The organism is Bacteroidota bacterium (assembly GCA_018266835.1).
In the GTDB taxonomy this organism is placed as follows: Bacteria; Bacteroidota; Ignavibacteria; order Tepidaquicellales; family Tepidaquicellaceae; genus JAFDZO01.
Genome location: JAFDZP010000007.1, coordinates 38,760 through 51,289, shown reverse-complemented (window position 1 = coordinate 51,289; position 12,530 = coordinate 38,760). Strand labels below are relative to the sequence as shown.

Genomic DNA, 12,530 nt, shown 5'->3' with positions numbered 1-12,530 from the left:
TTGTTAATTGTTTCCATTGAACGGCTGCATAGGTCTGTCACTGCTTTGGTTTACACCCTCTCTTTTAATCACTTTTAAAACTGTCTGGAATAAAATTTTCATATCTAAAAAAAATGACAGGTTATCGACATAATAAACATCGAACTCAAATTTCTCTTTCCAGCTTATGCTGTTGCGTCCGTTGACCTGCGCCAAACCTGTTATACCCGGTCTTACTTCATGTCTTCTATCCTGTTCTTTACTATATAGCGGGATATACTTGAACAATAAAGGTCTTGGTCCAATCAAACTCATATCACCAATTAGAACATTGAAAAATTGAGGCAGTTCATCTATAGAATACTTGCGGACAAATGAACCAATTTTTGTAATTCTCTGAACATCAGGTAGCAGATTTCCATTCTTATCTTTTTTGTCATTCATAGTTTTGAACTTGATGACTTTAAAAGGCTTTTTATGTAAGCCCGGTCGCTCCTGAAAAAAGAATGCAGTAGATTTATTGGCTGCTAAAAGTATTAAAGTGAATAAAACAAGAAAAGGTGAAAGAACAATCAGAACTATCAAGCTTAAAATAAAATCTAAAACCCGTTTAAAAAAAAATCTGTACATTAACTATCTGTCCTGATAAATTAAATCACCTAATTTATTGGCTGACATGAATTCAACATCAGGCCATCTTTGGGTAATCTTTTTTAGCAGTTCACCAAGTCTGTTGATGCCTAGCTTTCTATTATCTTCACTGATGTAACCGCAAAAATTTACACGATGTGAACTGATTACTGCGGGTTTATTCCAGCGGAATGCAGATTCAATTTGTTTCATTGTGAAGTTAACCCAGTCAATACCTGTCTGGTAACTTGGTTCAAAAACTACATTTCTCACCATGAACATTTGGTTCAAATCATTTCTTTTACCCGTATAGTTAAAAACCCTCTTAAACTTTTCTCTGTCACGATGTTCTCTTTTAATAAATGCCGCATCTAAATACTTAACACCTTTTTCACTGAGAGATTTATGAATGACCGGGTGCTCTGCACCTCCGGGTGCATTAAAATGAGTGGAAGGATAGCCAAAAACTTTTTCAAAATTATTTAATCCATCTTTTATTATACCGTCGAATCTTTCATTTTCTTTGAAGTCCCAGAATTCAAAAGCTGCAGTGTAAGAAATAGTAGCATATCCGGAACCGGAAATGCTTGTATAAGATCTGTTCTTTAAAGCCGTCAATACTTCATGATCTTTTTTCTTTAACTTATCTTCAAATACTTTTAAATTCATATGCTCCCTTCCGTGAAACTGAGGTTCCATCAAACCATCTGCAATCCCTTCTTTCCATAAATTCCAGGCATTAGCATAGTTTTTTAATTTTGAAAACGTTTCAGGCAATAGCTCATAATAATAAGATTCAAAATTATTTTCAGCCATCTTTTCGTAATTTATATTGCAAGGTACTGCAAAAGGTGTGAAGATAGCCGGGTTTCCGTGTTTATCTTTAACAGATGATAGAGTATTATATAATATTTCTAAATCTTCTGAAGTTTCTAATGTATCATAGGCATCAAAAATTGAAAGTACTTTAAGACCTGCTTTATCCATATTTTCTCTTGCTGCTTTTGAATCTACACGAACATTCCCATAATCATCAACTGAAAATACAACAATCTTTCGTTTTGTTTTCCATCCAACAATATTTTTCAGATTGGAAAACATATTTTGCTTTAAATCCCCTATAAAACTCATTATGTTTTTTTAAAAATGTAAATTATTTTGAATAACTATTTTTTCTTATTGAATACCGAAACTGTTTTCTCTAAAACTTCATTTAGTTTATCTGCTAATTTTAAACGGTCAAATTTTTCTTCAGCAAGCTTTCTTGAATTAATTCTCATTTCTTCAAGCTTTGATTTATCTTCACTAAGTTTTATTAATGCATTTGCAAATGCTTCAGGGTTATCAGGCTCTACTGCTATTCCTAAATTATATTCAGTAATCATTTCAGCCAGCCATCCGGGATAATTATTCAGAATTGGCATTCCCATCGAGATGTAATCGAAAAACTTATTTGGAGAAGTCCCAAAATAAAAAGCAGGGATATTAGCCAGCAGCATCAGCCCTACGTCGCAGGCTTTAAGATAATTCACAAGTTCTTTTTTAGGAACAGGACTTAAAAAAACACAATTATCTAACCCTTCGTCCTGAGCTCTTTTTACTAACTTAGCCTTTAAAGCGCCGTCTCCGATAAAAACTAATTTTATATTTTTACCTTTATCTGATTTTTTTAAAACAGCTGCAGCATTAATTGCAGCCTCTAAGCCATTTGCCAGACCATGTGCGCCGGTAAATACTGCAAGGAAGTCATCTTCTTTTGCTCCCGGTATGATATCTTTTGAGTGTCTGCCCGGCGTAAAAATATCTAAATCACATCCATTAGGTATAAGATAGACAGGTTTATCTTTTTTCTTTAAAACTTTTCTGATTCCTTTTTCAATTCCCGGTGATAGAGCAACGCAGGCATCGGCAAGGTTGTATGATAGAGATTCAAGTACTCCCATTCCCCACAGCACAAATTTATTTTTCACAACTCCCATTTCTCTTGGAAGCTCCGGCCACAAATCTCTTACTTCAAAAACGAAAGGTTTTTTCTTCCCGAATAATTTCATTATTATTCCCGGAATTCCCGCTGTCAATGGAGTCGAAGTCGCATATACAATATCGTAATCTTCGCTGAAGACTAACTTAATGCTGCGAAGCGAGAATTTAAAAAAGACTAACGCCCGTTTGAACAGGCTCAGTTTATTATTATACTTCAGATTGAACTCAATTAAATCGATTCCTTCGTATTGTCCTCTTCTCATTCCATTATTATAGGGAATAGTAATCGGTGATTTTAATCTTGGTGATTCAGAAAATACCATTGTAACTTTATTTCCGCTATCAACAATATGTTTTGCCATCCCATACGAACGTATTCCTGAGTTTCCTTCAGGAGTACAAAAATATTGGTGAAAGTATAGAACTCGCATTTAGTTTAAACTTATTTTAGTAATAATTATCGAATTGTTTGCAGAAGATATTAATATTCTTTTAGCGGGCTGAAAGTTCCAATAATATAATGAGACCTGATGGTCCACTATTTCAACTGACGCATTTTGCGAAACCTCAATTTTACCCCATGAAAAATTTATGATGTTTTTATCTATTTTAAAATCATCAGGATAAAAATTAAATCCAAGTTTAACCGACTTTGCATTTCCGGATAATTTATCTGTTATTGTCCAATCATTATCATTCCATTCAACTTTTCTTCCATGAGAATTTCCACGGTAATCAGTATAACTCCCTCCCCAGTTGCCTGAATATTTATCTTCTGTTTTTATTTCTCCTACTGTACCGGGCTTAATCCATTTTGCAAGAAGAAATTTACTTATGCGCGGCATTTGTTCAGCTCCATCAAACGAAGCTGTATTGTGAGCATGTACTGATTTTAAATCAGGACCTTTAAAATCTTTTCCGGGATTATAAGAGTATGAACCGGAATCTATCAATATATTTTTGCCTTTGTACCATAAATCAAAGTGAAAAATATCATTCTGATTTGGTCTGAATCTGAAAAAAGGAAAACGTAGTGCTGCCCATGATTGTTTTCCTTTCATTATTACATACCCTCCCTGAAAAACTTTAGATTCTTTAGTGAGAGTTACTTTTTTTAATTCTGATTTATTTATTCCAAGCCAGTAGATTGGTTCATCATAAGCTCCATCTTCAAAGCAATATTCATTTTTGTAAAGTGCCTGATTAGTTTGTAAACCGGGTCGAAAATCTCTATAGTCACATGAATGTATATTTAAAACCATAGCTCCGTCATTCGAGCCAAGATTGGGGCAGTCACCGGATTCATCAATCATAGATGCCATCCACTCTCCGGCTTTTAATGCTTTTGTTTTGAATTCAATGCTGAACTCATTAAGCTTCAATTTCTCTCTCCAGAACTCCACATAAGAAAGTGTATCTAAAAGAACTCTGTGGTATGTGACTGAATGCTGTGAAAAACTTCCGTCATTATAAATTAACTGAGCAGCTAAACCTTCTAATAAACTCTTACCTTTATTGGCAATTTTTAAGTATTCGGATTTTTTTTCACCGGATACTGAAGCAAGCCAGTTTCCTCCTATGTAAAGAGCAGCAGCTTCGCTTGTACCATGGTTATTCCTTTGTGAAGTAGCATATCTGATGTTAGCATCAATTCTGTATAAGAATAACTCAATTAATTTTATTAATGAATCTGCAGGGGTTTTATCCTGCTTAAAAATGACTGCAGCTAAAAGTAAATTAAACAACTTGAAAGATGTTTCCTGACCGCATTTCCAGTTAGGACCGGAATTATATTTATTTTTTTCAGTCCAGTCGAAAATCCAGTTGTTTAAAGTATCTAAATATTTTTCATCGCCGCTTACAGCATAGGCTCGTGATAGAACGCTTATCCAGTCAAACTTAGAAGCTTCCCATATGTTTTTAATATCACCAATGTTGTTATTAAAGTCGGGCAGCTCTGTCCAATGTTTATTATGCTCGGGAAATTCTTTATTATTGAAAGGGTTTAGAAACCAATTCGGAGGATTCCCTAATTTCTTTGAATGAAAGGAATAGTATTTTAAATTCCCCTCAATTAGACCATCCGCTTCTTTAAAAAGTTTAATTTTCCAGTCAACGGGATAATTTTCAACTTTAGCTATGGGCTTATAAAAAAATTTATCAAAAGTAACTGCCTTTTGAGGAAATTTCTTCTTTAATAAACCTTTCTTTAGTAAAAATTTATATTTTGTAACATACAGTACATCAGTTACACCCAGCTTTAAAGACGTTTCTAAATACCATAATAATTTTTTCGGGCTCATCTTAAAAAAACGAAATATTGAGTTTATTCACTTACGTCTACCCATCTGTTTTCTTTTAAACTTTGAATCGCTGCAAAAGAAGCCTTTGTAACATTTACAATTTCATTGAAAGGAATTAACGGTTTTCCGCCTTCCTGTATTCTTTGAATAAATTGATCGAACTGAATTTTATGACCTTTGTTAATTGCTGTTTTTAAATTTTTAAATTTTTTATCACCATAAGCTGTTGTTGTTCTGAAGTTATCCATAATATATGTCTTCTCATGTGAGAAAACTTCAATTCTTTCTTTGCTGTATTCTTTAGAACCGTTAGCAAAATAATTTATTACTGCATTAGTGCCGTTCTTAAATTTAACCAGGATACTTGCATTATCTGTGTTTTCTTTTGAAATCTCTCCCATTGAATTCATACAGACTGAAACAATTTCTGATTGAGCAATATAAGTACACAGATCCAAATAGTGACATGCTTCACCAATTATTCTGCCTCCGCCAACTGCCATATCATGCACCCAGACTTTATCAGGAATAAATCCTGCGTTCATAGTTGCATTAATATTTATAGGTCCCGGATTTCCTCCCAAAGCTTTTTTAATTGCCTGTATATGCGGTGAAAATCTTCTGTTGAATCCGACTGTTAAAGAGGTTTTTGTTTGCTGCTTGCTGTAAGCTTCAAGTACTTCATCTAATTGTTTTTCATCTAAAGCTAAAGGCTTTTCTACAAATACATGTTTCCCTGCATTCAATGCATCGACAGTAAATTTAGCATGAGTGTTATGTCTGGTTGTAATCATAACCGTATCAACTTCCGGATCATTTATAATCTCATTGTAATCAGTTGTGCTGTGAGAAAAATTAAATTTCTTTGCAAGTATAGTTCCATTCACTCCGTTTTGTGATGCAATGTATTTGAAGTTAGCTTTACTTTCTTTCATAGCAGGAAGCATAGTCATCTTTGTAAAATTACCGGCTCCAATTATTCCTACTACACCTTTTTTACCCTTAAATTCAGCATCACCTATTTTAATTGTATTAGGATTTTCATTAACATTATCTTTTACAGGGTATTTTAATATAGAAGCAATTGATTTACTTGAACCGATTTCCCCGTAAATTTTCAGATAATCATCAAGCTCTATAACTTCAGTTACCAAATCATTTACATGTAACTTACCCTGAGATATTGCATTCAATATCGCTGTGAAATTTCTCTGCTCAGTCCAGCGTACAAAGGGAAGGGGATAGTCAATCCCTTTTTGTTCATAGTTCTCGTCGTATCTTCCGGGACCGTATGATGCAGATACCTGAAAAGTTAATTCTTTTTCAAAAAATTCTGCTCTGCTTAAATTTAATCCTATAACACCAACCAATACTATTCTTCCTCTTTTTCTGCTCATCTGTGCAGCCTGAGAAATTATATCATTTGATTTTGCTGAAGCTGTTATAATAACTCCGTCTGCCCCATAGTTATCCGTGTTTTCAAGCACAGCTTTTACAGGGTCATCACCTTTTGAAGTGTTGACAGTAATTACTCCCCATTTCCTTGCCATCTCACACTTTTGTTCGTCGAGGTCTATTCCAATAACTTTGCATCCATTAGCTAAAAGCATTTGCGCTGTAAGTAATCCAATTAACCCTAAGCCTATAATTACAATGGTTTCACCGAATGTAGGAGCGCATAATCTCATGCCTTGTAATCCGATTGCACCTATGACAGTGAAGCAAGCTTCTTCCTGTGTTACATTTTCAGGAATTTTAGCGCAAAGATTTTTCGGAATATTTACATATTCGGCATGTTTACCGTTTGATGCAACTCTGTCACCCACTGCAAAACCGGAGACACCTTCTCCAACAGCAATAACTACACCAACATTACAATAACCTAAAGGCAAAGGCTGCTCGAGTCTTTTGAAAACATTTTCAAGAGTAGGCATTAATCCGTCAGTCTTTATTTTATCCATTACCTGCTTGACTTTATCCGGCTGCTGTCTTGCCTTTGATACTAAGTTTGCCTTTCCGAATTCAACCAGCATTCTTTCCGTCCCAAGTGAAACTAAGCTGTGTGTTGTTTTTATTAATAATGAACCTGCCGATACTTTTGGTGCAGGAACATCTATAAGTTCTGTATTACCCGTTTGAAATGATTGGATTATTTGTTTCATGTAAAAATATTATTTGTATTAATTTTATAAATCAAAATATGTGAATTGATACTCTTTGTTAAAAAGCAGAACGCATTTGTAAGATGTAATAATAATTTTGAAATAAATTACTTTCTAATTATTACAATCATCATTGTTTTTTGATACTGGCCAGGCAGGAAAGCTGTGAGTTTAGAATAGTAAGGCACTTCTCCGTTGAAAACAATGTCAAGAATTTTCCAGCCCTTTTGCTGTAATTTCTGAATTTCACTTTTAGATTTTTGTGTAAATATAAATTTTACATAAGAAGGCTTTTTAAAAAGTTTGTAAGTAATTCTCTCAACTATTCTGAATAAACTTTGTTTATTTGGAATGGAAAAAATGAAAATACCTCCCGGTTTCAGAATCCTGTTTACTTCATCAAGTATAGAATCAAAATCTTTTATATACTCAAGAACACTTGAAGATATAAAATTATCGTAACTGTTATCTTCATATTTAGAAAGAAACTCTTTGGATATATATGCTTCCGTAAAATTCACTGAAGTTAAGTCACCGATATTTTTTTTTGCTATTTCGATCATTTTTCCGGCGCCGTCAATTGCATCAACATGGTTACCCATCTTAAGTAATTCTTTAGTCATTAGCCCAGGGCCGCAGCCAAGTTCCATTATCTTTGAATTATCCGAAAAATATTTTTTGAATAAATTTATCCAGACAGAAAGTCTGTCTTTAAAGCTGTTTTTTTCTTCATATCTTTTGTTAAAGACACCGGCATTCAAATCATGTAATTTTACTGCATCCATATTAATAACTATATATTAGATTTGTTTCAAAATGTTAACTCTTTATGCTTAACAAGTAATTCTCAATTTTGCTGAATCTTTCTTTATGGTCTCCGTATTTTTGGAGCGTTGTAATTCCATTTTTTAATAAGACTCTTTTTAATGCTTCATTATTCAGAACTTCATTAATCTTCTTTGCAGCACTGACAGGTTCTTTGGGATTTAAATAAACCGCTGAATCTCCGCAAATACTTCTTGCAAATCCTTTATCAGCAACCAACAATGGTTTCTTTGCAGCCATTGCTTCAAGATATGTGGCTGAAAATGTTTCTACCAGACTTGGAACAAAAACTAAATCAGTATCTTTATATATCCCTACTACTTCAGAATAATTAAAGCTGCCGCGTGTAACTACATTTTCTTCAACGTTATATCTTTTAGAATTTCCCACGATATTATTCCACATTGAATCCTTATCTATCGTTAAAACAAATTCAAAAGGTTTATTCAAAATCTTTTTCAATTCATATGCAATTGCCGGAATGAATTGTAAGCCTTTATGCGAGTGAGAAGGAGCGGGGCATATAATCCTTATTTTTCCGTTTTGTTTTTCTTCCAATGATTCCAACTGTGACTTCATGTTTAAATCATAAGCATTGCTGATAACAGTCGTTCTTTTTCTATTTATAAATGCCCTTTTGCAATATTGATTTCTTGCTTCATCTGTCTGAAAAACAAAATAATCAGCCCATCTGCTGCACCAAAGCTGTACAATAGTTTGAAGTAAAAAACTTACTGCTTTTGAAAAACTTCCTCTTAGCATAAATCCTTCCCAATCTGCATGGGTAACATAAGGATTACTTAAGCCCTGCACATGTAAAGATGAAAACTTTACGTATGCCGGACCTGCCATTGTAAAGACAAGTTCAGGAGATATTTTTTTTACTAAATCAGATAACTTTTTTCTTGCTGATTTATCTCTCGCTGGTGTACTTTCAAAAACATGAAAAGAATCATTTGTTTGTATTCCCCATGCTTCAAGAAGATTTTTGACTTCTTTAGAAACAGCAAAGTTCCACTCAATCTTATCACTATTCATCGCCTGCTTTATGAAGAAAGCAGAATTTTTTAATCCGCCTCCGACTATATTAGTAGAGCAGTTAAATAAAAATTTCCTTTTCGTCATTAATAAATTCCTGTTGTAATGTTATTATTTTTTATCAGCAAATAATTTTATATCCTTTTTCTTCATTTTATTTGCATAATCCCTTATATCAGTAACCACTGCTGCAGGGTTTCCCATTATTATACTGTTATCAGGGACATCGCCCCTTACTACACTTCCCGCACCAACAATAACATTATTGCCAATCTTAGTCCCCGGCAATAGAATACAATTCATACCAATGAATACGTTATCACCAACAGTAATTTCTTTTAAAACGGCTGTATCGGTTTTAGGTTTTTCATTAATAGAAATTAAAGCTGTCGTTAAACTGTAATCATGTGTCAGGAAAGATACATTTGAAGATATGGTTAGCCTGTCACCAAGTGTTACAAAATTGAAGTTATCAAATGAAGCGCTTTTAGAAATAAATCTTGGTGTTCCGTTGAATTTTATACCGGCTTTGCTAAGTAACCGGTTATAAAATTTCATATATAATCTTGAGTTGAAATAAGCTAAGTAGCCTATTAAAAACTTTTGAATATGAAAAAATATTCTTGAAATAATTCTTTTCCAGCTCATTGTGTTAAGAATTTATAGTATTGTTCTCCAATACCGGAAAGCGAAAATTTTTCGCAGTGTGATTTTGCTTCAAGCCCGAATTTTTTTTGTAGGTTTTCATTGTCCATTAATTCCTGAAGTTTCTTTATAAATAATTCATTTTCACCCATAGGTATTAAAAAACCATCCTTATCATTTATAACTAAATCAGCAGAGCCGGCAACAAAGTTAAAGCAGATAGGAGCCAGTCCCGCAACCATTGCTTCTCCTAACGCGTTTGGGAATCCTTCTGAGTTTGAAGTGAATGCAAATATTTTCGCACTTTTATAATATTCGCTTAAATCTTTTTGGTTGCCCGGTAAAAAAACATTTTCTGATAGGTCCAGCTTCTTTATCAATTCCAGTAATTTAGGCATTTCAGGACCGTCTCCTAAAATAATAAGTTTCCAGTCCTTGTAATTAGTTTTCTTGAAAAATTCTATAAGCACATCAAATCTTTTTGTATCAATCATTCTTCCTACTGAAAGAATTACATTCTGTTTTTCAGTATTTTCCGGAATATTGAAATTCTTTAGTGGATTACCAATTACCGTTATGTTTTTATGTTTAGTTATCCCGAACATAATTTCTTTTGCAATTTCTGTCTGACATATTATTCCGTAAGCAGTTCTGTACAATACTGCTCTTAAAAAATCATGGACTAAGCCAAGGCTTCTCGGACGGCATCTGTCAGAAACGAAAACTTTCGGCTTAAGAAATAATGATGAGAATAAAACAAATGAATTATACTTTATGCCAAAACTTAATACACTGTCAGGATTTATTTCCTTAATTTTTTTTCTGATAAAACTTAAAGTTTTTAGTTGTGCAGTAACCCGGTTGCCGATAACATTGAAATCAAATTCAGGTTCATATATTCTGATATTTGCAGGCAGTTCATAAAATCTTTCTTTCTTAGTCATCAATAAAAAATGAACTTCAACATTTTCTTTTTGCGCGAAATAAATTGCAAGTTCAGACATCACGCGTTCCATGCCGCCTATAGTTAAAGTCGGCAATACAAAACACACTTTATATTTTTTTTGAGGAGATTTCAGCTCAATCAAATTTTAATTTTTTCTCGTAGTTCTCAAGCCATACTAATAATATCAATGCCTTCCAAAGAATTACTCCGTTATCAGCTATATCGTTTTTGTGCTCTTCAAGCATGTTAAGCAAGACATTTTTATCTAAAAGATTGTTAGGATTTTTATATCCGGATATTTTTGATTTTGAATATTCATACATGGTTGTCTTCAGCCATTTTTTATAGGGAACATCAAACCCTCTTTTAGGCGCATTTAATATAGATTCCGGCACTATACCTTTTAAACTTTCTTTAAGCAAAAACTTCTTATCACCTTTTTTTATTTTATAAGATGATGGTAATGAAATTACATATTCAGTCAAATCATTATCAAGGAAAGGAACCCTCGCTTCTATGCTGCATTTCATCGTTGCTTTATCAACCTTCTCAAGGAAAGTATGCGGTAGTAAGATTTCAAAATCTGTATAAAGCATTCGCTGTACTAAGTCTTTGTCACTGAAAATATCATTCTTGGTAACGTATTCCTGAAAAGGATTTTGCAGCGATAATAAATTGAAAAATTCAGGTTGAAATATTGATTCAGGCTTTCTCTCCAGAGTATTTTGTGTCATAAAGAAAGCCATTCTCATAGCATCAGATTTTTGATTTAAAGCAACTGACATACGCTTTAAACGCTGTTTAATAAAACCGTTTCGTGAAAAGGTGCTGGATATTTTAGTCGCTAATTTCCAAAAGGCTAAAGAATTTAATAAGCTATATCTTCTGTAACCTGCGAATAATTCATCTCCTCCATCTCCCTGTAATACTACAGTTACATCCGATTTACATTCCTTGGCAAGCATATATAAAGGTATATTCGCCGCATCAGCAAAGGGCTCATCATATTGCAAAACCAACATCTCAAAGATATCAATTGAATCAGCTGAATTTATTTTAAATTCATGATGGTTAGTATTAAACTTTTTTGCTATTAAATCGGCTTTGGCTAATTCACTTTTATCGCCAATATTAAAATCATATTCAACAGAGTAAGTGTTTAGTTTACCGTTTACGTGTCGTGAAGCAAAAGCTGTAACTGCGCTAGAGTCAATTCCTCCGCTTAATAATATTCCTATAGGTACATCACTGGCAAGCTGCTTTTGAACAGCCTTCTCAAGTAAATCCTTTACATTAGCGGCGGACTGGTCGAATGAAGATTTATTGTCTTGTTTAATATCTTTAGCAATAGACCAATAAACTTTATCAGTCTGATTAAAATTATTTAAATCAATTTCTCGTGTAATCCCGGGCTTAAGTTTAATCATCCCGTCAACCATTGTCTGCAATGAGAGTGTATTGCCATACCACATATATTCCGATAACCCCTGAAAATTCAATTTAAAGGAGTCTAACCAGTTCATTATTACTTTTGCTTCCGATGAGAAAGCTATGCAGTAATCATCTTCAAAAAAATAAAGTGGTTTAACACCAAATCTGTCTCTTGCAAGAGTCAGAGTATTTTTAATAGTATCGTGCATTGCAAAAGCAAAAATCCCGTTCCATTCTTTAACAGCATCAATCCCTTTAGCATCAATTGTGTTGAGTATTACTTCTGTGTCTGAAGTTGTGTGAAGTTTAAAATTGTATTCCGAAGCAAGACTTTTGTAATTATATATTTCACCGTTATAAACTATTACTTTATCCTTGTTGTCATTAAAAAAAGGCTGGTTAGAACGTTCTTCTAAATCTAAAATACTTAATCTGTAATGAAAAAGCGCAAGATTGCCGCTGTAATATTCTCCAAAATTATCAGGCCCCCTATGAGACATTAATTTTGTTGCATCTCTGAATTTTGTGAAATCGTAATTTTGTCCGGACTTAATTATCAATCCTGCTATACCGCACATATTATGTTAA

The 12,530-nt window shown here is 33.4% G+C and carries 10 protein-coding genes; all 10 read right to left on the bottom strand.

From position 1 onward, the window contains the following. Positions 1–3: 3 nt before the first annotated feature. Complete coding sequence (locus JST55_16760; protein ID MBS1495160.1) at positions 4–609, bottom strand: sugar transferase; 606 nt, start codon at positions 607–609, stop codon at positions 4–6. A 3-nt stretch (positions 610–612) separates the two neighbouring features. Then, on the bottom strand, positions 613–1,740 hold the full coding sequence (locus JST55_16755; GenBank protein ID MBS1495159.1) for a hypothetical protein: 1,128 nt from the start codon (positions 1,738–1,740) through the stop codon (positions 613–615). Between the two features lie 35 nt (positions 1,741–1,775). After that, on the bottom strand, positions 1,776–3,023 hold the full coding sequence (locus JST55_16750) for a glycosyltransferase family 4 protein (GenBank protein MBS1495158.1): 1,248 nt from the start codon (positions 3,021–3,023) through the stop codon (positions 1,776–1,778). After that, positions 3,024–4,895, bottom strand: coding sequence for an alginate lyase family protein (locus JST55_16745; GenBank protein ID MBS1495157.1), 1,872 nt, complete (start codon positions 4,893–4,895; stop codon positions 3,024–3,026). A 23-nt stretch (positions 4,896–4,918) separates the two neighbouring features. Beyond that, positions 4,919–7,057, bottom strand: a complete 2,139-nt coding sequence (locus JST55_16740) for a bi-domain-containing oxidoreductase (GenBank protein ID MBS1495156.1) — start codon at positions 7,055–7,057, stop codon at positions 4,919–4,921. A gap of 107 nt (positions 7,058–7,164) precedes the next feature. Beyond that, a complete protein-coding gene (locus JST55_16735; protein ID MBS1495155.1) occupies positions 7,165–7,842 on the bottom strand; it encodes a class I SAM-dependent methyltransferase in 678 nt (225 codons plus the stop codon). A 34-nt stretch (positions 7,843–7,876) separates the two neighbouring features. Then, positions 7,877–9,007 (bottom strand): glycosyltransferase family 4 protein, encoded by a 1,131-nt coding sequence (locus JST55_16730; GenBank protein MBS1495154.1) that lies wholly within the window; start codon positions 9,005–9,007, stop codon positions 7,877–7,879. A gap of 24 nt (positions 9,008–9,031) precedes the next feature. Beyond that, positions 9,032–9,568 (bottom strand): acyltransferase, encoded by a 537-nt coding sequence (locus tag JST55_16725; GenBank protein MBS1495153.1) that lies wholly within the window; start codon positions 9,566–9,568, stop codon positions 9,032–9,034. Continuing rightward, complete coding sequence (locus JST55_16720) at positions 9,565–10,653, bottom strand: glycosyltransferase (GenBank protein MBS1495152.1); 1,089 nt, start codon at positions 10,651–10,653, stop codon at positions 9,565–9,567. Before JST55_16720 ends, JST55_16725 begins: the two co-directional genes overlap by 4 nt. After that, a complete protein-coding gene (gene asnB / locus JST55_16715) occupies positions 10,646–12,520 on the bottom strand; it encodes an asparagine synthase (glutamine-hydrolyzing) (protein ID MBS1495151.1) in 1,875 nt (624 codons plus the stop codon). The genes JST55_16720 and asnB overlap by 8 nt, the downstream gene beginning before the upstream one ends. Positions 12,521–12,530: the final 10 nt, after the last annotated feature.